The organism is Amycolatopsis sp. NPDC049868, assembly GCF_044461365.1.
Classification (GTDB): domain Bacteria; phylum Actinomycetota; class Actinomycetes; order Mycobacteriales; family Pseudonocardiaceae; genus Amycolatopsis.
Window position 1 is genome coordinate 67,110 of record NZ_JBITKV010000011.1, and the last position, 21,968, is coordinate 89,077.

The 21,968-nt window shown below is 69.1% G+C and carries 19 protein-coding genes; 12 read left to right on the plus strand and 7 right to left on the minus strand.

What is annotated here, in order from left to right:
* Positions 1-14: 14 nt before the first annotated feature.
* The gene (locus tag ACIBTM_RS34720; RefSeq protein WP_395881376.1) at positions 15-689 is read left to right on the plus strand and encodes a S1 family peptidase; all 675 of its coding nucleotides are present in this window, start codon (positions 15-17) and stop codon (positions 687-689) included.
* Between the two features lie 257 nt (positions 690-946).
* Positions 947-1,168 (plus strand): hypothetical protein, encoded by a 222-nt coding sequence (locus ACIBTM_RS34725; protein WP_395881377.1) that lies wholly within the window; start codon positions 947-949, stop codon positions 1,166-1,168.
* 38 nt (positions 1,169-1,206) lie between these two features.
* Here ACIBTM_RS34725 and ACIBTM_RS34730 read toward each other — a convergent pair whose 3' ends face one another.
* From ACIBTM_RS34730 to mdlC, 3 genes are read right to left on the minus strand one after another with little or no spacing between them, the layout of a single operon-like run.
* Positions 1,207-2,421, minus strand: a complete 1,215-nt coding sequence (locus tag ACIBTM_RS34730; RefSeq protein WP_395881378.1) for an MFS transporter — start codon at positions 2,419-2,421, stop codon at positions 1,207-1,209.
* A gap of 11 nt (positions 2,422-2,432) precedes the next feature.
* Complete coding sequence (locus ACIBTM_RS34735; RefSeq protein WP_395881379.1) at positions 2,433-3,860, minus strand: benzaldehyde dehydrogenase; 1,428 nt, start codon at positions 3,858-3,860, stop codon at positions 2,433-2,435.
* Between the two features lie 2 nt (positions 3,861-3,862).
* The gene (gene mdlC, locus ACIBTM_RS34740; protein WP_395881380.1) at positions 3,863-5,431 is read right to left on the minus strand and encodes a benzoylformate decarboxylase; all 1,569 of its coding nucleotides are present in this window, start codon (positions 5,429-5,431) and stop codon (positions 3,863-3,865) included.
* Positions 5,432-5,524: 93 nt separating this feature from the next.
* Here mdlC and ACIBTM_RS34745 point away from each other — a divergent pair, with 93 nt between their 5' ends.
* Together ACIBTM_RS34745 and ACIBTM_RS34750 are read left to right on the plus strand one after the other, a co-directional pair.
* Positions 5,525-6,415, plus strand: coding sequence for a LysR family transcriptional regulator (locus tag ACIBTM_RS34745; protein ID WP_395881381.1), 891 nt, complete (start codon positions 5,525-5,527; stop codon positions 6,413-6,415).
* A gap of 111 nt (positions 6,416-6,526) precedes the next feature.
* A complete protein-coding gene (locus tag ACIBTM_RS34750; RefSeq protein WP_395881599.1) occupies positions 6,527-7,351 on the plus strand; it encodes an SAM-dependent methyltransferase in 825 nt (274 codons plus the stop codon).
* Between the two features lie 148 nt (positions 7,352-7,499).
* Here the strand turns inward: ACIBTM_RS34750 and ACIBTM_RS34755 are convergent, their stop codons facing one another.
* Positions 7,500-7,844, minus strand: a complete 345-nt coding sequence (locus ACIBTM_RS34755) for a hypothetical protein (protein WP_199755118.1) — start codon at positions 7,842-7,844, stop codon at positions 7,500-7,502.
* A 246-nt stretch (positions 7,845-8,090) separates the two neighbouring features.
* Here ACIBTM_RS34755 and ACIBTM_RS34760 point away from each other — a divergent pair, with 246 nt between their 5' ends.
* The 3 genes from ACIBTM_RS34760 to ACIBTM_RS34770 all read left to right on the plus strand — a co-directional run bounded on the left by ACIBTM_RS34760 (position 8,091) and on the right by ACIBTM_RS34770 (position 12,799).
* Positions 8,091-9,719 carry a hypothetical protein gene (locus ACIBTM_RS34760; RefSeq protein ID WP_395881382.1) on the plus strand — a complete coding sequence of 543 codons (1,629 nt, stop codon included), beginning with the start codon at positions 8,091-8,093 and terminating at the stop codon, positions 9,717-9,719.
* A 131-nt stretch (positions 9,720-9,850) separates the two neighbouring features.
* Entirely contained in the window at positions 9,851-10,579 is a 729-nt protein-coding gene (locus ACIBTM_RS34765; RefSeq protein ID WP_395881383.1) for a hypothetical protein, read from the plus strand.
* 159 nt (positions 10,580-10,738) lie between these two features.
* The gene (locus ACIBTM_RS34770; RefSeq protein ID WP_395881384.1) at positions 10,739-12,799 is read left to right on the plus strand and encodes a hypothetical protein; all 2,061 of its coding nucleotides are present in this window, start codon (positions 10,739-10,741) and stop codon (positions 12,797-12,799) included.
* A gap of 86 nt (positions 12,800-12,885) precedes the next feature.
* Here the strand turns inward: ACIBTM_RS34770 and ACIBTM_RS34775 are convergent, their stop codons facing one another.
* The gene (locus ACIBTM_RS34775; RefSeq protein ID WP_395881385.1) at positions 12,886-13,635 is read right to left on the minus strand and encodes an IclR family transcriptional regulator; all 750 of its coding nucleotides are present in this window, start codon (positions 13,633-13,635) and stop codon (positions 12,886-12,888) included.
* 115 nt (positions 13,636-13,750) lie between these two features.
* On the opposite strand from ACIBTM_RS34775, the gene ACIBTM_RS34780 reads away from it, so the two are divergent.
* The 3 genes from ACIBTM_RS34780 to ACIBTM_RS34790 all read left to right on the plus strand — a co-directional run bounded on the left by ACIBTM_RS34780 (position 13,751) and on the right by ACIBTM_RS34790 (position 17,387).
* Positions 13,751-15,016 (plus strand): SLC13 family permease, encoded by a 1,266-nt coding sequence (locus ACIBTM_RS34780; protein ID WP_395881387.1) that lies wholly within the window; start codon positions 13,751-13,753, stop codon positions 15,014-15,016.
* Positions 15,017-15,044: 28 nt separating this feature from the next.
* The gene (locus tag ACIBTM_RS34785) at positions 15,045-16,442 is read left to right on the plus strand and encodes an acyl-CoA synthetase (protein WP_395881388.1); all 1,398 of its coding nucleotides are present in this window, start codon (positions 15,045-15,047) and stop codon (positions 16,440-16,442) included.
* A 105-nt stretch (positions 16,443-16,547) separates the two neighbouring features.
* Positions 16,548-17,387 carry an alpha/beta fold hydrolase gene (locus ACIBTM_RS34790; protein ID WP_395881389.1) on the plus strand — a complete coding sequence of 280 codons (840 nt, stop codon included), beginning with the start codon at positions 16,548-16,550 and terminating at the stop codon, positions 17,385-17,387.
* 176 nt (positions 17,388-17,563) lie between these two features.
* On the opposite strand, the gene ACIBTM_RS34795 is transcribed toward ACIBTM_RS34790, so the two are convergent.
* Positions 17,564-19,054, minus strand: coding sequence for a carboxylesterase/lipase family protein (locus ACIBTM_RS34795; protein ID WP_395881390.1), 1,491 nt, complete (start codon positions 19,052-19,054; stop codon positions 17,564-17,566).
* Positions 19,055-19,151: 97 nt separating this feature from the next.
* Here ACIBTM_RS34795 and ACIBTM_RS34800 point away from each other — a divergent pair, with 97 nt between their 5' ends.
* Together ACIBTM_RS34800 and ACIBTM_RS34805 are read left to right on the plus strand one after the other, a co-directional pair.
* Positions 19,152-19,751, plus strand: a complete 600-nt coding sequence (locus tag ACIBTM_RS34800) for a TetR/AcrR family transcriptional regulator (protein ID WP_395881391.1) — start codon at positions 19,152-19,154, stop codon at positions 19,749-19,751.
* Positions 19,752-20,063: 312 nt separating this feature from the next.
* Positions 20,064-20,363, plus strand: coding sequence for a hypothetical protein (locus ACIBTM_RS34805; protein WP_395881392.1), 300 nt, complete (start codon positions 20,064-20,066; stop codon positions 20,361-20,363).
* Here the strand turns inward: ACIBTM_RS34805 and ACIBTM_RS34810 are convergent.
* Positions 20,342-21,562, minus strand: a complete 1,221-nt coding sequence (locus ACIBTM_RS34810; RefSeq protein ID WP_395881393.1) for an MFS transporter — start codon at positions 21,560-21,562, stop codon at positions 20,342-20,344. The genes ACIBTM_RS34805 and ACIBTM_RS34810 overlap by 22 nt on opposite strands.
* Between the last annotated feature and the right edge of the window lie 406 nt (positions 21,563-21,968).

The following is a 21,968-nucleotide window of genomic DNA, read 5'->3' on the forward strand; positions in this document are numbered from 1 at the left end:
GGAAGGACATGATCATGTTCGGCTGCTCACGCCGTAAGCGGGCCGGGGTACTGATTTCCGCGGCCGTGGCCGTCTTGCTGGCCTGCCCGGTCGTCTCCGCGGCGCCGTCCGCGGCCGGTGCGGCGCAGCAGTCGGCGGTGAACGGCGGCGATGCGATGTACACGGTCTCGCCGGGACCCGGTCGTGAACCGTATTACTGCTCAGCGGGGTTCGCGATCCTCGTCAAGGGCGTCCGGTACATCCTCACGGCCGGGCACTGCACCGAACACGGGCTGGACTGGCAGGGTATCGGCCCCAATGTGGACAGCCATTTCCCGGTGACCGACTACGGCCGCGTCCGGGACCTTTCCGGCTCCGGGCCCAGCCGGGTCGACCTCTACGACGGCAGCACCCAGCGGATCCTGCGCGCGGGCATCCCGCAGGTGGGGCAACCGGTGTGCAAGAGCGGCATGACCACGAAGAAGACGTGCGAGAAGGTCCTCGGCGTCAACCAGACCGTGAACTTCGGCGACGGCAAGCAGGTTGTCGGGACGATCGCCACGGACATCCCCATCGGGAGCGGCGACAGCGGCGGCCCGCTGTTCTACGCCGGCGTCGGCTACGGAGTGCTGTCCGGCGGGAACAGTCACGTCAGCTTCTTCCAGCCACTACGTTCCGTGCTCACCGCCTACGACGCCACCCTCGCCTGAGGGGACGGGGTGTGGACAACGCGGGTCATGAGGTGAAGACAATCCGCGAGGCGGGCTTTGCCGAGCGTGTCGCGAAAGCCACTTTCGCGACACGGGCGCCGGCGGCGAGGTGGCCGGCGCAGGTGAGTGGCCGGGGTGGCCCGCCCGCGACCAGGACACCCCTCAAACCCTCATTGGCACTCGCAGCCCCTTGGAAAATCAAGACACGAACCAACGACTCAGGACGCTAGGATCGACGCGTGAGCGGGGAGGCCTTGATGGACGATTTCGACGAGTACCTTGACGTTGTCGCCGAGGTACGGCGACGTCACCCCGAGCAACGCGAAGGGCAGGCCTACTTCAACGCGGCCAGGACGATGTGGCCAGGTCTGCTCGACGACGTTCCTGTGGATTGTGATCCGTTCAGCGTCGACAGTCGTCTTCCGGCGTTCCTTGAGTGGCTGCCGCAAGCCCATGCTGCGCGCAGAACGCGTGCATGAACTCGGGCGACCGCGTCCCGGTGGCCGACCCTTCGCGGCTACCCGGCGGACACCGGCGTCAACCGCTCCTCGGCCGGCGTCTCGCCGCGCAGCAGTAGCAACGCGCCCAGGCCCAGCGCGGCCACGACGGCGAAGAACCAGAAACCCCACGGGTAGGCGATCCCGGCCGTCACCAGTGCCCCGGTGACGAACGGGCCGAGGATCGAGCCCAGCCTGCCGACCGCCGACGTCAGCCCGAGCGCGGTACCGCGGGCCGACGCCGGGAACGCCTGCGCGACGTAGCCGTAGATGAGCACCTGTGCGGAGAACACGAACACGCCGGTCAGCAGCACGACCGCGTTGAGCACGACCGCGTTGCCGATCTTCAGGCTCAGCGCCGCCAGCAGGACCGCCCCGGCACCGAACCAGAGCCGGGCGATCGGGCGGATGCCGAACCGGTCGGCGATCGTCCCGGCCAGCACCAGCCCGAGCACAGCGCCGACGTTGAGCACCAGCAGCAACGTGATCGACGTCGAGATCGGGTAGCCCGCCGTGCGCATCAGCTGCGGCAGCCAGGTGTTGAGCCCGTATACCAGCAACAGACCCATGAACGAACCAGTCCAGACGGCGATGCTGATCCGCCGGAACCGGGAACCGAGCAGATCCCTGAGCCCCACTCGCTCGGACGTTTCGCGGGCCGCGAGGTAGGCCGCGGACTCGGGCAGCTTCCACCACATCAGCGGCACGGCCAGCAGGCCGACGATCCCGCCGCCGTAGAACAACAGGTGCCAGTCCTCCTTGGCGTACAGCGCCAGGATCGACGTCAGCACCGCGCCGACGTGGTAGCCGGTCATGGTGAAGGTGCTCGCGCTGGCGCGCCGCCGGGACGGCAGGTTCTCCGACATCACGGTGAGCGCCACCGGCATGCACGCGCCGAGGCCGAGCCCGGCGACGAACCGGAAGACGCCGAATGTCGCGACATTCGGCGCGAGCGGCGTCAGCAGGGTGAACAGCGAGAACAGCAGGACCGAGCCGATCAGCAGCACGCGGCGGCCGAACCGGTCGGTGAGCGGGCCGAGACCGGCGGCGCCGACGGCCACGCCGATCAGCGACACCGTGGCGACCGCGGTCGCGCCGGCCGCGGTGAAGCCGAGGTAGCCGCTCTTGAGCAGGCTCGGGATGGTGGCGCCGAGCGCGACCAGGTCGTAGCCCTCGAGAAGGACGGTCAGCCAGCAGAGGACCGCCGTCCACTTGCCACGAGACGTCGTTGTCATCGTCGCCCTCCTCAGAACGGGTAATTCGCGATGTCCGCGCGGACGGTGAGCCACTGCGTCTCGGTGAAGGCCTCGATGTTGGCCTTCGCCCCGCCGAAGCGGGAGCCGTTGCCGGAGTCGCCGACGCCGCCGAAGGGCGCGGTCGGCTCGTCGCCGACGGTCTGCTCGTTGATGTGCACCTTGCCCGAGCGGACCTCGTCGGCCAGCTTCATCGCGGTGCCGACGTCGCCGAGGATGCCGACCGACAGGCCGTACTCGGAGTCGTTGACCAGCCGTGCGGCCTCGTCGAGGTCGCGGTAGGCGCGCACCGGCGCCACCGGGCCGAAGATCTCCTCGCGCCAGGCCGGGCTCGTGTCGTCGAGTCCGAAAAGGACGGTCGGCGGGTAGTACGGCGCGTCCGGCTTGCCGCCCGCGAGCACCCGCGCGCCCGCCGCGACGCTCCGGTCGACGACGTCGGTGACGTGCGCGAGCTGGCGGTCGTCGATGATCGGGCCGAGCGCGACGTCGCCCGCGGCCGGGTTCCCGACCGGCAGCCGCCGCGCCTTCTCGGCGAGCGCTTCGACGTATTCGTCCACTTGGGACTCGTGGACCAGATGGCGGCCGGTGGTCATGCAGATCTGCCCCTGGTGCAGGAACGAGCCGAACGCGCCGGCGGAGGCCGCCTTGGCGACATCGGCGCCCGGCAGCACGACGAGCGCGTTGTTGCCGCCCAGCTCCAGGTGCACGCGCTTGAGCGAGCGCGCGGCGGCTTCGCCGACCTTCCGACCGGCCGCGGTCGAGCCGGTGAACGACACCACCGACACCTCGGGCGCATCGACCACCGCGGCGCCGACGGCGGCGTCACCGGGCAGCAGGTGCAGCAGGCCTTCGGGCAGCCCGGCCTCCTCGAAGACGCGCAGGATGCTCACCCCGCCGCACACGGCCGTCCGCAGGTCGGGCTTGAGCAGCACCGCGTTGCCGAGCGCGAGCGCGGGGGCGACCGAGCGGATGGCCAGGATCAGCGGGAAGTTGAACGGTGAGATCACCGAAACCACGCCGGCCGGCCCCCGCCGGGCCAGCGACCAGCGGGGTTCGCCGGTGCTGAGCACCTCGCCGAGCGGGTGGGTGGGCAGGGCCGAGGCCTCGAAGCAGATCCCGGCCGCCATCTCGGTCTCGATCCCGGCCTTGGGCCGTGTCGAACCGGCTTCGCGGACGATCCAGTCCTGCACCTCGGCGGCGTGCGTCTCCCACAGCTCGCCGGCGCGGCGCAGCACGGCGGCGCGTTCGGCGGGCTTGCGCCGGGCCCAGTCCCGCTGCGCCTTCGCGGCGGCCGTGGCGGCTTCCGCGACGTCGCCCGGCGTCGCGATGCCCACGCTTCCCAGCACGTTCCCGGTGGCCGGCTCGACGACCTGGTGGGTCCCACCGCTGCCGCCTCGGAATTCGTTCTCCAGCAAGGTCATGATCACTCCGGTGTGGTCGGTTCGGTGTCGACCTGGATCAGCCGGGGGCCGTCCGGGGTCGCCTTGAGCTGGACGCGCAAGTCGTCTTCGTCGCGGGCGGTGGTGGCTTCGACGCCGTAGCCGGCCGCGATGGCGGTGAAGTCCATGCCGGGGATCTCCGTGCCGGGCACGTCCGGCGTTCCGAGCAGCTCGCCGAACCACCGCAGGGCGCCGTAGACGCCGTTGCGCAGGATCACGAAGGTGACCGGGACGCGGTAGTACGCGGCGGTCCACAACGCCGTGATGCCGTAGTTGGCCGAGCCGTCGCCGATGACGCCGACCACCGGGCGATCCGGGCTGCCCATCGCCACGCCGACCGCGGCGGGCAGACCGAAGCCGAGCCCGCCGGCGGCAGGGAAGAAGTACGAGCCTTCGCGGCGCAGGTCCATCTGCCGCCACCAGGACGAGTTCGTCGACGTCGACTCGACGACGTAGCGGGTGTCGGCGGCTTGGGTGTCGCGCAGGGCGGCGAACACCTGCTCCGGATGCAGCGCTTTTTCGCCGGTCCTGGGTTCCGGGTTTTCGACGTATTCGCCGGGAGTTCCGCGTGCGGGCACCTTGGCCAGCAGCGCCTCGATCACCGGCGCCGGGTCGGCCACCAGCGCCTCGCCCATCGGCGCGCGGGCGGCGGCGCCGAAGTCGTCGGTGACCTGGATCAGCCGGGTGCCTTCGGGCAGATACGCGCCGGGCACGTGCTGGTGGTAGCGGAAGACCGGCGCGCCGAGCACCAGTACGAGGTCGTGCCCGGTCAGTGCGGCCGACACCGGCGCGATGCCGGCGGTCAGCACGCCGCGGAAGAGCCGGTGCCGGTTGGGGAAGGGCAGCCGGTGCGGCGACGGCGCCACCCACGTCGGCAGCCCGAGGTGCTCGGCCAGGGCGACGGCGCGGTCGAAGAGCCCGGTGGCGTCGATGTCGCCGCCGAGGACCAGCGCCGGGTTCTTCGCCGCGGCGACGCTCGCGACGAGCGCGTCGAGCTGGGCTTCGCTCGGGGCCAGTCCCTTTTGGACGTGCCGGTCGAGAGTCGCGCTCTCCGCCAGCTCGGCGGCCCAGTCGTCGTAGGGCACCGAAAGGTAGGTCGGGCGCCGGTGCAGCTCGGCCTCGAAGACCGCCTGCGCGAGCGACCTCGGGACGTCTTCGGCGCAGCTCGGCTCACCGGACCAGGCGACCAGCGGCCGCATCAGCTGCGTCGCGTCGACGTTGGCGAGCATCGCCTCCGGCCCGATCGCCGTCCGGACCTGCTGGCCGGCGGTGAGCACCAGGGGAGAACGCGAGTAGACGGCGTTGGTGAGCGCGCCCATCGCGTTGCCGGAGCCCGCGGCGGCGTGCAGGTTGACCAGCACCGGGCGGCCGGTCGCCTGCGCGTAGCCGTCGGCTATCCCGACGACGGCACCTTCGTGCAGGCCGAGGACGTACCGGAAATGCTCCGGCATCCCGGCGAGGAACGGCAGCTCGTTGGAGCCGGGGTTGCCGAAGACGGTGGTCAGGCCACGGCGGTCCAGGAACTCGTGGGCGAGCCGGAGAGCGGTGGGCATGGGTGGGGCCTCCTCGAAGTCGGACCGACTCTATGAAGCCGCGCGGCTGTGTTCCAATAAATGTTGGCTCGCTGCTTCATCGATGGGATCGATATGCCGGACTTCGACCTGAACCTCGTGCGCACGTTCGTGCTGCTCTACGAGACCCGCAGCGTGACCGCCACGGCGGAGTCCCTGCACGTCACGCAGCCGACGATCAGCTACAGCCTGCAGAAGCTGCGGCGCCGGTTCTCCGACGAGCTGTTCCGCCGTACCGGCGGCGGCCTGGTGCCGACGACGACCGCTCGTGCGCTCTACCAGCCTCTGCACAGCGCGCTGTCGGAGATCGAGACGGCGGTGAGCGGCGCGAAGTCGTTCTCGCCGTCGACGGCCCGGGCGGAGCTCACCCTGTGCCTGTCGGACCTAGGGGAGATGTCGCTGTTGCCGCGCCTGATGGTGGCGCTGCTTTCGCGGGCGCCGGGGGTGACGCTGACCGTCCGGCCACTGGACGTCGACCGTGCGGCCGACCAGCTCGGCCGCGGCGAGGTCGACGCGTTCATCGCGTCCTCGCTGATCAGCTCCCAGCGAGTCGCCCGCATGCCGCTGTTTTCCGAGGGATATCTCGGGATGGTGGCGCGGGACCACCCGCGGCTGGGCTCCGCTGTGTCGTTGGGTCAACTGGCGGCTGAGCGCCACGTGACGGTGTTCGGCCCGACCGGCCACGACGGCCCGCGCCGCGCGCTGGAGGCGTACGGCCTGCTCGACCGCGTGGTGCTCGAGGTGACCCGCTTCGCGACGCTGCCGTACATGGTGCAGGACGGCGAGCTGGTGGCGATGGTGCCGAGGCTGGTGGCGGAGATGTTCGCGGCCGAGCACCGGGTCCGGCTGTTCGAGCTGCCGTTCGAGGTCGAGCCGGCCCAGGTGTCGGTGTACGCGCGGCACCCGCACGCGCGAAGCCCGGCCCAGCACTGGCTGGTGGCCTTCATGCGCGAGGTGCTCGGTTAGGCCGGGCTTGGTCAGCGATGCCGTGAGACGGCCGGTGGCCCGGTGACGCGTGGTGTCGGAACCGCTACCATGCCGGGTGTTCCTGACGATCGGCAAGGAGAGCCACTCTCGATGTCCTCCGACAGTGCGGCACAGCCCGGGTCCGACGTCGTCATTCTCGACGACGGAGTCCCCACCGCGGCGCGCGTCTATGACGTGATGCTGAATGGCAAGGACAACTACGCGATTGACCGGCAGGTCGCCGAGGCGAGCCTCGAGGTGATGCCGGAGCTCAAAGAGATCGCGCTGCACAACAGAGCAATGCTGCATCGTGTGGTGCGGCAGCTGGCCGCGGACGAGGGCATCACGCAGTTCCTGGACCTGGGCTCCGGCCTGCCGACCGTGCGCAACACGCACGAGGTGGTGCAGGAGGTGAATCCGGACGCGAAGGTCGTCTACGTCGACATCGACCCGATCGTGCTCGCGCACGGCAGGGCGTTGCTGCAGGACAACGCGAACACGAGGGTCGTCACCGCCGACATTCGCAATCCGGAAGAGGTCATCGCGCACCCCGACGTGCAGGAGATGATCGACTTCGGCAAGCCGGTGTGCGTGATGCTGTGCGGCATCCTGCATCACATGCTCGACGAGGAGGACCCGAACGGTATCGTCGCGAAGCTTCGCGACGCCGTTCCGTCCGGTTCGTACTTCTTCATCACGAACTTCACGCGATTGAGCGATTCTTCGGAGAGTGAGGAGCTGGAGCGCGTGCTGCTGTCCCAGCTCGGCACTGGCCGGGTCCGGACGCCGGCAGAGTTGGCGACCTTCTTCGACGGGCTGGAGATCCTGCTGCCCGGCATTGTGCCGCTGGCGCTCTGGCGGCCCGACGAGGTTGTCACCGACGCGACCACCATCGGGGTGCGCTTCATGACCGGAGGCGTCGCGATCAAGCGCTAGCCGTCTGGTGGATGGCCGGCGAACCGGGCTGTTTGCTGTTACGTGGTGAGCATGTCGCTCGTGCGGTGCTGCACGACGGCGTCGTTGTGGCGGACGGGTGACGGCGGCCCGCCCCCGATAAGGGAATGGGCCGCCGTTCAGCTCACTGTCAGCCGTCGTACCAGCCGTAGTTGACGATGCGGCCGTGGTTGTAGCAGTCGCCGCCCCACAGCCAGGTGCCCGGTCCCACCAACGGTCCGTGGGTTTCGTGGCCGTCCGAGCACTTGGTCCAGGCGCCGCTGCGGCCGTAGTCCACGAACACGGTGGCGTTCCACGCGACGCCGTCGTAGTAGGTGGTCGTCCACCTGGCCACGTGACTGGTGCCGACCTCCCCGCCGATCGCCGAGTGATGCTTCCCCTTGGTGTCGGCGGACGCCGAGCCGGCGCCTGCCAGCAGGACACCCCCGGTCAGCGCCACGGCCCCCGCCGCCACCGCGATTCTGCGGATCGTCACGTTATCCATTTCCCCTCCGGCGATCCATTTCCGATTTTCGAGAACGAGCGCCGCGTAAAGCACGGCACCCGCTGTCATCTGTCTAGTGCGCCGGGAGCGTTCTGTGCCGGGGAGTGGACAGCGAACGACAAACTTCCGGACAATGGAGAAAAGCAGACACCTGGGGGGTGGCTGATGCCACGGCATGAGCGTCCGTTCGTTACGGACGAAGATTCGTTGTCACAGTTCGCGGGGGAGCTACGACGATTGCGTGAGAACGCCGGAAGCCCGCCGTACCGCGAATTGAGCAAGCGGGCCCACTACGCGGCGAGCACCTTGTCCGACGCGGCGGGTGGCCGAAAACTGCCGACTCTGGCGGTGACCTTGGCCTATGTCCGGGCCTGTGAAGGCGACCTCGCCGAGTGGGAGGAGCGCTGGTACGGGACCGCCGCGATGAACCGTGCCCCGGAGCCCGAGGAAATAGACGAAGAGATCCCCTATCCGGGTCTCGACGCATTCAGGGCGCATCAGGCCGGCTATTTTTTCGGCCGCGAGCACCTTGTCGAAGAATTGTCGCGCCAAGTCACCGAACGGCGACTCCTCGCGGTTTCCGGCGCATCGGGAGCCGGCAAGTCCTCCTTGCTGGAGGCCGGGCTGATCGCGGCTCTCCGGAGATCCGGCCGGGATCGGGTGATCCTGCGGCTCACTCCCGGACCGCATCCGCTCCGGGAAAGCGCGATCCAGCTGGCCGCGGTGAGTGGCGGATCGGCGGTCCGGTTGCACGGGGAGCTGACGGCGGATCCGGCGGGATTGCATCTGCGTGTCCGTCAGCTCCTGGCGAGGCGGCACGGGGACGCGGAACTGCTGCTCGTCGTCGATCAGTTCGAAGAGGTCTTCACCCGCTGCCGGACCGTGGAAGAGCGTGACGCCTTCGTCGCGGTGCTCCTGCACGCCGTCCAGGAACCGGACAGCCGGACCCGGCTCGTGGTGGGTGTGCGTTCGGACTTCATCGGACGCTGCGACAGGTACCCGGCGCTCGCCGCGGCGCTGCGCCCCGAGAACCGGGTCGACACCGGGCCGATGACCGCGGAGCAGCTGCGCTCGGCGATCATGCGCCCGGCGATCGCCGCCGGACACCAGCTGGAAGGCGCGCTGGTCGCCACGATCATGGCCGAGACGGCGGGAGGGCACGGCGTTCTCCCGCTCGTCTCCCAGGCGCTGCGCCGGACCTGGCAACGCCCTCACGGCGCCACGCTCACCCTCGCCGCGTACCAGGCGTCCGGCGGGATAACGCGTGCCCTGGCCGACACGGCCGAGGAGGTCTTCGGCGAGCTCGACGAGCTCGGGCGACAGCAGGCGCGTGACGTGTTCCTCCGGCTGACCACGCTGGGCACCGACGGCCACGACACCCGGCGGCGCGTCCCCGCGCACGAACTCGACCCGGCCGCCGCGCCGGTGGTCGCCCGGCTGGTCGACGCCCGGCTCGTGACCGCCGGCGCCGACGGGCTGGAGTTCGCGCACGACGCGCTCATCCGGGAGTGGCCGCGGCTGCGGAGCTGGCTGTCCACCGGCCGCGGCGCCCTGTACCTGCACCGGAGGCTGACCGAGGCCGCCGGGGTGTGGGAACGTGCGAACCGCGACCCGGCGCCGCTCTACCGGGGCAGTCAGCTCGACGAAGCGATCGCGTTGGCCGGATGGACGAGATTGTCCGTCCGGGAACACCAGTTCCTCGACGCGAGCATCCGGGCCCGCGACGAAGAGACGGCCCGGGCGAACCGATCCGCGTGGCGGCTCCGACGGCTGGCGGCCGCGACGGTGGTCATGAGCGGTCTGGCCGCGGCCTCGGTCGCGCTGGCCATCCGGGAACGGAGACAGGCGTTGGCGCTTTGCTGGTGACCGCGTGCCACGCGTGTTGCCGAAGCCACGACCGGGCGGCAAGCTCTGCGCGTGCTGACTGGAATCATGCAGGCATGTCCGCGTTGTCGAAGCTGTGGCCGCCGGCCCCGTCTGGTGTCACGGATTGGTTGGTGACGGTATGCGGGGACGGCCTGACCGGGTTCATGCCACCGGCGATGCCTGACGCGGCGTGGGTGCTCAACGCCATGTACGAGCACGAACGAGGGCCGATGGAGACGACTCATCACGAGTACCACCAGGCGCGCCTCGCGGATGGAAGCGTCCAGCCCCACATCATCGGCGGCGTCGACCTCGACGCGGTCAGCGTGACCACGGGAGGCGGGCTCGGCCGTGCCGAGCACCCCGGTTCCGGGTGGCGGCGCTTGCGCTGGGCGGAGCTTGCCCGGCGTACCGGCGACCCTGTGGTTCCCGACGGATTGCTTCCCTCGTACCGATGCTTTCCCTCAGTCAAAAAGGAAGGCAGTTGGCCGCTCGGTATCGTTCCGCCCACCGAGGGAAGCCTGGACCGCGAGACCTGGACGCGGCTGCTCGAGATCCTCACCGAACATAGTCCCGCGGGTCCGGTCACCCGCTGCCTGGCCTATTACAGCCCGCTGACGCTCGGGGCCGTCGACTTCGAGAATCTCCATGTGCGCGTGGGGAAGCTCGGCGACGCCGCGATCTTGTACGACGATCCTGAGACCGACTTCAGCCCGTCCAACCTCTGGGCTGAGGATCGCTCCTGGTGCCTGTATACCGACTACGACCTGTGGGCCACCAAGGTCGCCGGCTCGGAGGTGCTGGTCGAAGCGTTGGTGAGCGACTCCGAGATCGAAGCGATACGAAGCCGCCGAGGGTAGCGCGAACCGGCACGCCAGATGGTGATTTCTTCGATGTCAACGAATTCTCCCGCTCGAGCGAGAAGCCCGGAGCAGAATCATCGGCCGCTTCAGAATTGGCCACCACGTTCTGCTCGAACTGTGGGCGCCCGCTGACCCTCAAGTGTGAGAATAACGTGCGTGGAGCAAACGTCGGTGGTGCACAAGACAATCGTCGTTGTAGACATCGAGAGCTTCGGCGATCCTCGCCGCACCAACGGCGACCAAGTCGTGGCCCGTGACGCGTTGTACCGGGTGGTCGAGCAGGCGTTCACCCAGGCGGGCGTGTCGTGGGACGAATGTGACCGCGAGGACCGCGGTGACGCCGTGTTCGTGCTGGCGCCCGCATTGGTGCCGAAGGCGCCTTTCGTGGAAGTCGTCCCGACAGCGCTCGCCACCGCCCTGCGGGAGCACAACACCGCTAGTCGCCCGGAGGAGCAGATCCGCCTGCGCATGGCTGTGCATGCCGGCGAGGTGGCCTACGACGAGCACGGTGTCACGGCGGCCTCGGTGATCTCCACCTTCCGCTTGGTCGAAGCCGCGCCGGTGAAGTCCGCGCTGGCGCAGTCGCCAGGATCGCTCGCCCTGATCGTGTCGCCGTGGTTCTTCGACGAGGTGGTGCGCCACAGCAGGGTGGTGGACCCGGCGACGTTTCGCCCGGTCGAGGTCGCGGAGAAGGAAACGACGTGCCGCGCCTGGATCGGTCTACCCGATCATCCCTACCCCGCGGACCCGCGCCACCTGGCCGACAGCGGAACTGACTCGTCCGCCGCCCTTCCGCCCACCGGTTCCCCGGTCGGCGGTGCGACCGTCACCGTCAGCGGCACGACGACGATGCGGGGCAGTGCCATCGCAGGCGGCAACGTCGACCAGTCTCGCCGCACCCGTATCGGCGTTGGCGGCCTGGTGCTCGCGCTGGTGCTGGTCAGCGGCGGGATCACCGCGTACCGGATCGGCGATGATCGCATCGTCGGCACTCCGTTCCCCGCCTCGCCCACAGTGCCGATCGGATCGGCCCCCGCCGCGTCGCCCACCACCGGTCCCAAGGTCACGCCTCGCACCGACGCACCCACCCGGTTCGAACCAACAGGAGTGCCGTCGATCAACGGAGTGGCCCGCGGCACGGTGACTCTTGCCGAGGACCGCCTGTTGTACATCACTTCCAACGGTGTCAACGCGGTCGATCCCGGCACCGGGTCACCGGTCGGCTCGGTCGGACCGGTCGGCCCTGCGGTGGAGGACCATGACCCCGATGGCCAGCCGAGACCACCCGCCGTCGTGGAGGTGGACGGCAGGAAGGCAGCGCTGGCGGCGTTCCCGGTCCTGGTCGCGGGCAGCGGCACGACACCCGACAGTGTGAGAGCTGAACTCGTCGCGATGGACATACGTACCGGGAAACGGCTGTGGACCACCAACCTGGCCGTCCCGGGCATCAGCCCGTCGTTTCCCCGCGTCTTCGTCGCCGGGGCCACCGCGACCACCGCGGTCGTCGTGGCCGGCGCTGAGACAACGAACCACACCTCGTATGGTGTCGACCTTGCCTCACGCGAACAAACGTGGAAGCTCGACAACTTCGAGGCGGTATTGGTCGACGGCGAGGTGGTGGCCGGCCGGTCAGCGACCGAGGGCTACTGGGACCAGTACGCGCCATTCGAGGTCAAGGCCGCCAATGCGAACTCCGGTGCGCAGTTGTGGACCGCCCTCGGCGGTCGCGAGAGGCTCCGACTCGCCACCTTCGGTCCGAGCCGGCTGCTGGCCAGCGATGACGGCCCGGGTTCGGACGATTCGCATTACACAATCCTCGCCACCGCGACCGGCATCTCGGAGCAGGTCCCGGGGTTCGACACCACGCGCGATGTCGAGATCGAAGCGTGCTCGTACGACGGTCGGAGCACGACGGTGTGCCAGTTCCGGGGCATGCTCATGGGTTACGACGCGACCAGCGCGGCCCTGCTCTGGACGCTCGGCGGCTCTTCTGACAAGTCCGGCCGCCTGGTTCCGCGGTTGAACTCCACGTGGAACGGCGCTCTTTACGGCACGCTTCACGACCGCGGACCGATCGTGCTGGACGCCAGGACCGGGCGCGACAAGGAGACGTCGCCCGGTGGGGCGCCAGACCTGGTCAACGAGTACGCCGCGATCCAACTCGTCCGGAAGACCGAGCGGACATGGACGGTCCAGTTTCTTGACATCACCCGATAACCCAGCCGGCGAGCAAGTCACCCGGAGAACGGGGGAGGGTGGCTGGATCCCCGCGGTCGAGCAGGACGACGCCGGTGGCGAACAGATCACAGACCCGTGCCGAGCCCACGGGAGATCCGCCGCGCCGCCTCCGCGACGGCGCTGCCGTGCGCGTCGAACACTGCTTCTGTCATGCGCACGGTCGGACCGGACACGGACACGGCCCCGAGCGGCCGGCCGTCCGTGTCCAGGATCGCCGCCCCGATCGCGACGATGCCGTCACTGAGGCCTTCCTGGTTGAGCGACCAGCCGCGGGCCCGGATCTCCGTCAGCCGCGCACGCAGCGCGTCCGGATCGACGATGGTGCGCCGGGTGCGCTGTTCGAGAACGCCACCGTCGAGATAGGCGTCGACCGCGAGGTCGGTGCACGCCGCCAGGTAGGCCTGCCCGGTGGCGGAGGCGTTGAGGGGGATGCGGTAGCCCAACGGCAGGAACGCGCGCAGGGAATGCGCGGTGTCGAGCCGTTCGAGGAGCACCAGTTCCCGGCCGTCGGAAGCGGCCAGGTGGATCGTCTCGCCGGTCTCGAGCTGAAGCTCGTGCAGAATCGGCAACGCCCGTTCCCGAAGCCCGCCGGCGTCACGCGCCTGGTTCCCGACCGCGAACGCCCGATAGGTCAGCCGCCAGCGGGCCGTGTCGTCGGTGCGGCACCAGCCGACCTCCTCCAGCGTTCGCAGGGTCCTTTGCACCGTGCTCTTCGGGAAGCCGACGAGGCGAGCCAGTTCGGACAAACCGACGGGCTGCGACTCGCCCACCGCCTCCAGCACCTTGATCGCCGAGATCACGCTGTTCGTCGTCATCTGCTTGACCCTCCTCGCGTGTCCGGCCTACGGTAGCCGCCAGCGGTCCATCTAGTGCACCAGTGTGCCACACAGTGGACCGATCGGGTAGTGGGACACCAATGGAGGTGTGCGCATGACCGTGCAGATCGTGGCGCTGGCGGTATTCGCGGCCGTGTTCGTGATCGCCGAGATCCGCCGCACGCATATCGGCATCGCGATGTTCGCCGCCGCCGCCGCGATGGGGCTGCTCGCGGGCATGCCGCTCGACGACATCGTCGGCGGCTATCCCATCGACATCCTGATCCTGCTGGTCGGGGTGACGTTCTTCTTCGGCATCGCCAAGTCCAACGGCACGATCGAACGACTCGTCGACCGGGCACTGGTTTTCGTCCAAGGCCGGACCGGGGCGCTGCCCGTGGCCTTCTTCGTCCTCACCGGTCTGGTCTCGGCGATGGGTTCCCCGCTCGGCGGTTTGGTGATGGCCCCGATCGGCATGTCGGTGGCACATCGTCGGGGGATCGACCCGATGCTGATGGCGCTCGCGATCGGCACGGGTTTGTCGGCCGGTGGCTTCGCTCCGACCTCCCTGTTCGGCATCGTCACCTGGGGAACGGCCGACTCGGCGGGGATCGAACTCGATCCGCTCGTCCTGTTCGCCGTCGCGATCGGCATGAACCTGCTCCTGCTCGGGGCGTCCTACCTGAAGTTCGGAGGCCCCGGCAAACGGCGAATCCCGTTCTCGGACGGCGACGAGACCGTCGAGCCTGCCGGGGTCGCGCCGCTCCGGACGATCCACGTCATCACCGCGTTCGCCGTACTGGGCCTCCTCACCGTGGTCGTCGTGCTCGCGGTGCGGAGTGATCAGCCCGATGTCGGCGTGCTCGCCTTCGGATTCGGCGCGGTCCTCGCGCTGATCGACCCGGAAAGCGGAAGGACGGCGCTCAAGGAGATCGACTGGTCGACCGTGCTGCTGGTGGGCGGGATCATCACCTACGTCGGTGTCCTGCAGAAGATCGGCGCCGTCGACCTCCTCGGGCACCTCGCCTCCGGTCCGAGCGCGCCGATCTTCGCCGCACTCGTGATCTGCGCGGTCTGCGGTCTGGTATCGGCGTTCGCCTCCACGACCGGCATTCTCGCCGCCTTGGTCCCGCTCGCCATCCCGTTGGTCCAGCACGGGGGTCTGCCAGGCTGGGCGCTGATCTGCGCGCTGGCCCTTTGTTCCTCCATTGTGGACATATCCCCCTTCTCGACGGTGGGCGCGACGCTGGTCGCGACCACCGTCGATCCCGAAGCGCGGCCCCGCGTGACCGCGTCGCTGACCCGGTACGGCCTGACCATGGTCGTGCTCGGGCCACTCGTCCTGGTCGGTGTACTCGTGCTGCCCGCGATGGTGCTCTGATCACCCCACAAAGAAGCCGGAGATCCCGTTGTTGCTTACTTCTCTTGGTTCAGGACAAGACCTCGAGCGCGCCGTCGTCGTCGGTGACGAAGTGCTGTCGAGATCCGAACTGGTCGATCGGGCCTGCCGGTTCGCGGCCGCGATCCCCGACACCGGACCGATCGCGGTCCTGGCGACGCCGACGATGGACACCGTCGTCGCCGTGACCGGCTGCCTGCTCGCCGGTGTGCCGGTGTTGCCGGTCCCTCCGGACTCCGGCCCGGCCGAACTGACCCACATGATCCGCGATTCGGGTGCGACGGCCTGGTCAGGCGACCTTCCGCAGTGCGTCGACCTGCCGACGATCACTCCCGGCTCGTCCCCGCTCACGCCGCGGGCCGTCGATCCGGAGCGAACGGCGATGCTCGTCTACACCTCCGGGACGACAGGTGCGCCGAAAGGTGTCCAACTGTCCGGCGCCGCGATCGCCGCCGGACTGGACGGGCTGTTCACCGCGTGGGACTGGACTCCCGACGACACTGTCGTCCACGGTCTGCCGCTGTTCCATGTCCACGGCCTGGTTCTGGGTGTGCTCGGCTCGCTGCGCCGGGGGTCCCGTGTCGTGCACACGGTGGCGCCGCGGCCCGAGCGGTACGCAGCGGTCGACGGCACCATGTACTTTGGCGTCCCGACCGTGTGGAACCGGATCGCACAGGATCCTCGGTCGGCACATGCCCTGCGCAAAGCGCGCCTGCTGGTCTCCGGGAGCGCGCCCTTGCCGTCGCCCTTGTTCGAAGCCATCGCGGAGTTGACCGGGCAGTCGCCGGTCGAGCGATACGGCATGACCGAAACCATGATCACGGTGAGCGCGCGGGCGTCCGGAGAACGGCGCGCCGGCTGGGTCGGGCTCCCGGTTCCCGGTGCGGAAACCCGGTTGATGCCGCCGTCGGCGGACGACGCGGGCCCGATCCCGCACGACGGCCGGACCGTCGGCGCGCTCCAGGTCCGCGGCCCGATGCTGTTCAGCGGTTATCTCGACCGTCCGGACGCCAACGCGGAAGCCTGGACCGATGACGGCTGGTTCCGTACCGGCGACCTGGCCGTATGCGATTCCGGTGGCTTCCACCGGATCGTCGGCCGCGCGTCGACCGACCTGATCAAGTCCGGTGGGTACCGGATCGGGGCCGGTGAGATCGAGGCGGCGCTGATGGACCATCCGTCGGTCGTCGACGTCGCGGTGGTCGGAGTCCCGGACCCGGACCTGGGCCAGAAGATCGTCGCCTTCGTGATCAGCCCCGATCGCGACGGCCAAGCCCTCATCGATCACGTCGCCCAACGCCTGTCCCGGCACAAACGGCCACGCGAGGTCGTGTTCCTCGACGAGTTACCGCGCAACCAGATGGGGAAGGTGGTCAAACAACTCCTCAGGACCGGCGGGCAACGTTGAACGCCCCGCACGGGCTGAGCAGTGTGCGGTCCCTGGCAGGAATTCGCCGATCAATGTCTTTTCCGGGCCTCGGCAGTGAGGTGGGCATCGAGTCACAGTGGCCCTATGGGTGTATGCACTGAAACGGGCGTGCGGAGGACGGCGGTCCAGGTCGACGGCGATTCGATCAGCTACTTGACCGCGGGGCAGGACGGTCCGGTCGTCTTGCTGCTGCACGGAACGTATTGGAGCCGGGTGTGGCTTCCGGTGCTGAGTGACCTCGCGGAGGCGGGGTTGCGGCCCGTCGCGGTCGATTTCCCCGGACTGGGGCGCTCGGGAGGCGAGCTCACCCTGGAAACGGCCACGGTCCCGGTCCTCGCGGAGTGGGTGACGCGGTTCGCGTCCGCGGTGAAGCTCTCCGGTCCGGTCGCTGTGGCAGGTCATGACATCGGCGGCGCCGTCGCCCAGCATCTCCTCGCTCACGATCCGGGGGCGGTGTCCCGGCTGGCGCTGGTCAACTCGGTCACCTACGACTCCTGGCCCGCACCGCACGTGGCCCGGCTTCTGGACCCCGCGGTGGCCAGGGCGATCACCGCGGACGAGTTTCTCGCCGCCCGAAGGCAAGCGGTGACAACGGACCTGGCAGGCGCCGCCACGGAGGAGAGGGTCGCCGAGTATCTGGATCCGTGGATCGATCCGCGGGTCCGCCGCTCCTGGCTGGCGATGGCGGGCGCGGCCGCGAGCCGCTACACCCTCGACCTCGTTCCGGCACTGCGGCGGTCCACGACGCCCAAGCTGCTGATCTGGGGAGAGGACGACGAATTCGAAAAGGTGGAGTACGCCGAGAAGTTCTCACTCGAGATCCCGCGAACGACGCTCATCCGCATCCCGGAGGCGAAACACATCCCCACCGAGAACGCCCCGCGCCGGATCGCCCGCGCGCTGACCGATTTCTTCACCGCGTAGCCCGGCTGGTGGCTCCGGGCCACCGGCCTGTGCCGTCGTAACGCCTGGTATTGCCAGTTACCGGAGTAATCATGCGGGAAGCGGTGGTGCGGATCCTGGCGGTCCGCACCACGGTGGGCGCGTCGAGCAGGCTGCGGATACTTCTCGAAGATGGATCCAGGAGCCGCCCCGGACAATTACGAGAGACCGAAGGGGACGGGGGAGTGGTCTTCCCAGATCTGGCGGGATGCCTCTTCGGGGTAGGGCAGGGTCTTCGACTCGGTGTCCAGTACGCGGGTGAGGTGTCCGCCGGGCCGGTGAGCGGACCAGCCCGCGTCGCCGGTGGTGACGAAGCGGACCCATGCCTCCTGGAGTTCGCGGGAGAGCGCGACGGCCTCGGGAGTGGGCTCCTCGCCGATGAGCTGGGTGCCGACGGGGCTGTCCAGCGTGCCGAACGCCAGGGGCACGTCGAGGCTGTGGCAGGCGCCCAGGATGCCGCCGCGCACCGGGGCGGCCCAGCACAGTTCGAACAGGTACGAGGTGCCGCCGGCTGCCGCGTTCGCCTCGGCCAGCTTCTGCGACGGCATGCGGAAGAGGGCGTCGGAGTACACCGTCTCCACCAGCTCCTCCGGGCCTGCCTGCGGGAACGCGGCACGGTAGGCCCGCGCGCCGTCCGGCCGCGGGGCGTGCAGTTCCAGGACCGCGTGGGCGTCCTCCTCGGTGAAGGTGCCATACCGTCCGCTGACGACGCTGAAGTACCGGAATTCGTCCCGGGTGTGGCCGACGAGCAGTTCGGTCCCGCTCGCTCGCGCGCCGGTCAGCGCGGGCCAAGGCGTTTCCGGGAGGACCTCGCCGTCGACGACGGGGCACAGTGCGGTGCCGGTCTCGGTTAGGCGTCCCCAGCTCTCCCGGTGCGCGTGGAGGCCGGCGTTGAAGGAGGTGAGCTCGGCGGCCAGGTGCCATGGGTCGATGTCGCGCAGGGCCTCGGCGGTGGGGGCCGCCGCGCCGAGGCGGTCCGCGAACGTGGCGGTGACCTGCCGTGCCAGCGCGGGGGTGCTGTGCAGCCCCGGCACCGAATGGGCGATGGCCCGCCGGAACAGGCCGCGCGCGGACTTCATCGTCAGCAGGGCGGCGACCGAGCCCGCCCCGGCGGACACCCCGCCCACGGTGACCCGGCCGGGATCGCCTCCGAAGGCGGCGATGTTGCGCTGCACCCATTCCAGCGCCGCGATCTGGTCGAGGAATCCGCGGTTGGGCGGCACGTCGTCGAGGAACGCGAATCCCTCCGCGCCCACGCGGCAGTTGATGGTCACCACGACGACTCCCGCCTCGGCCAGCGCCGCCGGGTCGTACATCGGGTCGCTCGACGCCGCCGAGAGGTAGCCGCCCACGGGGATCCACACCAGCACCGGCAGCCCCGCCGCGCCGAGATCCGGAGTGCCGACGTTGAGCGTCAGCCAGTCGGTGCCCTGCGGGGGCACGTCGATCGGCAGGGACAGCGGCGCCACGGGGCCGAACTCGACAGCCTGCCTCGTCCCCTCCCAGCGGTGCGGCGGCGCGGGTGCGGCGAAGCGGAGCGCTCCGACCGGGGGCTGGGCGTAGGGGATGCCGCGGAACACCGCGTGTCCCTGCCGACGGCACCCCTGCACCACGCCTTCCGTGGTCCGTACCTTTGGCTGTTCGGACATGCCGATTCCTTCCCCTCGCGCGGACCCCAGGATTATGGGTCAGATGTATTATGTCAACTGTATTGGAACAGTTCCGGGCACGAGGGAAGGGCCGGCGATGCCGAAACAGGTGGATCACCGCGGACGCCGCGAAGCAATCGCCCGCGCACTGTGGCGGGTGGCGGAGCAGCGCGGTGTCACACAGCTGACGATGCGCGTGGTGGCGCAGGAGGCGGGCATGTCACTCGGGCAGCTGCAGCACTACTTCCCCTCCCGGACCGCCATGCTCTCCTTCGCCATGGATTTCGCGTCCGAGCAGACCTCGGGGCGCGTACACCAGGGACTCGAAAAACTCGGCGACCGCCCGCACCCCCGTGACGCGCTGCGGCTGATGCTCGCGGAAATGCTCCCCCTGCATCCCGACGCCCGGGCGACCAGCCGGATGAGCGCCGCCTACCTCCTGGAGGCGCTGCACGACGAGGCCGTGCACGAGCAGGCGCGCCGCGGCCTCGTCCAAGGGCGGGCCCTCGTCGAGCAGTTGGTCCGCCAGGCGATCGCCGACGGGCACATCGACTCCGGCCGCGACCCGGCGACCGAGACCAACCTGCTCCTCGCCCTCACCGGCTTCACCCCCCTGATCGAACTCGACGTGCTCGGGCCCCAAGACGCGCTCGCCGCGATCGACGTGCATCTGGACCGACTGTTCAGGAGTACGTGACCTGTCCCCGGACGCGGGGCAGGCGGGGACTGGATTCAGCTCCAGGCCGGCCCCTGGCCTGGTCGATGACGCCGATCGCGACGTGTATGGAAGATCGACCAGGTCGATCCCTGCCAAGGCCCGGCCGCTATCACTGCCGCAGAGCACGTCGACGCTGTCACGAGATTCGGATTCTCGTTCGTCAGGCTTCCGCTGTTCGAGCGACTCAAGATCTTCAGCGGTGGCTCGGGTGTCGCATTGAGCTGGGTCAACTTCGACCTTTCTTGGCCTCAGATCGGGCACGCGATCAGAGCGGCAGCGAAGATCCCAGGAATGCCCGAACTCGACGCCTTCGCGCAACTGCTTTCCCTGGCTCTCACGCACTACTCCATAATCCGGGTCGGTATGAGGAGACGTTCGCGATACGCCGACCTGCCCCGGCGCAGCGAGCGTGCAATACGGAACTGCCTGCGTGCCCGAATCGCCGCGCTGTGCCACCTCGCTGACCTCGAAGCGGCCGACGATCGAGTGCGCCGGGTGCCGAAAACGCTGTCTCTGTGCCTGGCCGGCTGGTTGCCCAGCGAGTTGGTCGCCCTGTCGAGCAGGCACGGTCAGCCTTCCGGTTGGGCCTGAATTCCCTGTCTGGCTTGGAGAGCTGCGGTCACGAACGGTATCGTTCCCATCGTCTGGAAGACGGCCGCCACGAGAAAGACCGTGGTGAGCGTGCTCGCTTCGACGAGCGGGCCGGTCGCGGCGAGGCCGAGTGCTCCGCACAGCACGGTGATGGCGAAGAAGGCGCCCATCGCCGGTGCCCACATGGGCTTGGGTGTCCGGCTCATCTGCACACCGCGCACCGGGCCTTCGAGCAGCCCGTTGAGGAAGCCGGCGACCGCCAGCACCGCGCACACCGTGATCGCCGGAAGTTCCGGGACGAACAGCCAGAAGACCGCTGTCTGCGGCACCTTCGTCAGCACGCTCCACCACAGCGGTTCCACCCGGTCCATCACCCGGAGCACCACGATGTTGCCGAGCACCGAGCCGATACCGAGGGAACAGGTCAGCATGCCGAGCAGAAACGCGGAGCCCTGGTACCGGAACAGCACCAGAACGGGCAGCGCCGCGATGATCATCTGCCACGAGACCTCGAACGCCGAGATCGCGAGCGTCCACCGTCGCAGGAGCCAGTCTCGCCACAGGGTGCGCATCCCGGCGGTCAGGACCGCCCAGCCCTGGACTTCTGGGCGTGGCGCGACCCGCGGAACCACCCGCCATACGATCAGTGCGGAAATGAGGTAGGTCCCGGCGTCGAACCACAGCACGCCCGGCGCGCCCAGCACGCCCACGAGTACCCCTCCGATCGGTGGTCCGAGCAGGCTGGCCAGTCGCAGCGTGCCCTGGAGTACCGAATTCGCCTTGGCGATCGCGACTTCGGAGTCGCCGACGGCGGTGGGCAGCACGACCTGCTGGGACGAGTGGTGCGGAATGTAGAAGGCACCGATGAGGAAAACCAGCACGAGCAGCAGCGGAAAAGGCAACTGCCCCAGTAAGTGCAGCAAAGGGATCGCCGAAACGAGTACCGCGCGTGCCAGATCGCACAGCAGCATCGTGCGCCACGGCCCTAGCCGGCCGGCCAGCGCACCGCCGGGAATGCCCAGCAACGCCATGGACGACAGGTTCGCCGCCAGTACCGCCCCCATTTTCGCCGGCGAGCCGGTGGTGGTCAGGACCAGCCATGGCAACGCCACCCAGGTCATGCGGGTACTGGTCTGGGAAATGGTTTCGGCACCGATGACGCCGAGCACCACCTTGGACTTGAGGCTGTGGGGCATCATCGCCGGACATCACCGATCGTTTCGTGGCTGTATTGCCGAAGCATCCCGCGCCGCCCCAGATTAGGGTGCGAAGGAGGACTTCGTGCAAGGTGGCCACCACTTCCGGATGATCGGCGGCGACGTCGCACTTCTGCGCCGGGTCGGTGGTCAGGTCGTACAATTCGATCGGGCTGTCCCAGGACGCGAACAGCAGCGCCCATTCGCCGGTTCGCACCGTTATGGGCTGCCATTCCGCGATATCCCGGTACACGTCGTCGAGCACGGCGAGAGCTTCCTTTCATGTACTCGCGCGGGCTGGGATCGAACAGGTCGAGAATCGTCGGTGCGAAGTCGTCAGCCTTGCCGGCAAGGTGCGCTACCTGGACCAGGACACCGCATACACGAAAGTTCCGCCCCCCAGTTCATC

Excerpts from the sequence above, each read along its gene's own strand:
- ACIBTM_RS34730 (WP_395881378.1), bottom strand. The coding sequence starts at position 2,421 with ATGACAACGACGTCTCGTGGCAAGTGGACGGCGGTCCTCTGCTGGCTG.
- ACIBTM_RS34800 (WP_395881391.1), top strand. The coding sequence starts at position 19,152 with ATGCCGAAACAGGTGGATCACCGCGGACGCCGCGAAGCAATCGCCCGC.
- ACIBTM_RS34720 (WP_395881376.1), top strand. The coding sequence starts at position 15 with ATGTTCGGCTGCTCACGCCGTAAGCGGGCCGGGGTACTGATTTCCGCG.
- ACIBTM_RS34735 (WP_395881379.1), bottom strand. The coding sequence starts at position 3,860 with ATGACCTTGCTGGAGAACGAATTCCGAGGCGGCAGCGGTGGGACCCAC.
- ACIBTM_RS34780 (WP_395881387.1), top strand. The coding sequence starts at position 13,751 with ATGACCGTGCAGATCGTGGCGCTGGCGGTATTCGCGGCCGTGTTCGTG.
- mdlC (WP_395881380.1), bottom strand. The coding sequence starts at position 5,431 with ATGCCCACCGCTCTCCGGCTCGCCCACGAGTTCCTGGACCGCCGTGGC.
- ACIBTM_RS34810 (WP_395881393.1), bottom strand. The coding sequence starts at position 21,562 with ATGATGCCCCACAGCCTCAAGTCCAAGGTGGTGCTCGGCGTCATCGGT.
- ACIBTM_RS34750 (WP_395881599.1), top strand. The coding sequence starts at position 6,527 with ATGTCCTCCGACAGTGCGGCACAGCCCGGGTCCGACGTCGTCATTCTC.
- ACIBTM_RS34775 (WP_395881385.1), bottom strand. The coding sequence starts at position 13,635 with ATGACGACGAACAGCGTGATCTCGGCGATCAAGGTGCTGGAGGCGGTG.
- ACIBTM_RS34805 (WP_395881392.1), top strand. The coding sequence starts at position 20,064 with ATGCCCGAACTCGACGCCTTCGCGCAACTGCTTTCCCTGGCTCTCACG.
- ACIBTM_RS34790 (WP_395881389.1), top strand. The coding sequence starts at position 16,548 with ATGGGTGTATGCACTGAAACGGGCGTGCGGAGGACGGCGGTCCAGGTC.
- ACIBTM_RS34745 (WP_395881381.1), top strand. The coding sequence starts at position 5,525 with ATGCCGGACTTCGACCTGAACCTCGTGCGCACGTTCGTGCTGCTCTAC.
- ACIBTM_RS34795 (WP_395881390.1), bottom strand. The coding sequence starts at position 19,054 with ATGTCCGAACAGCCAAAGGTACGGACCACGGAAGGCGTGGTGCAGGGG.
- ACIBTM_RS34725 (WP_395881377.1), top strand. The coding sequence starts at position 947 with ATGGACGATTTCGACGAGTACCTTGACGTTGTCGCCGAGGTACGGCGA.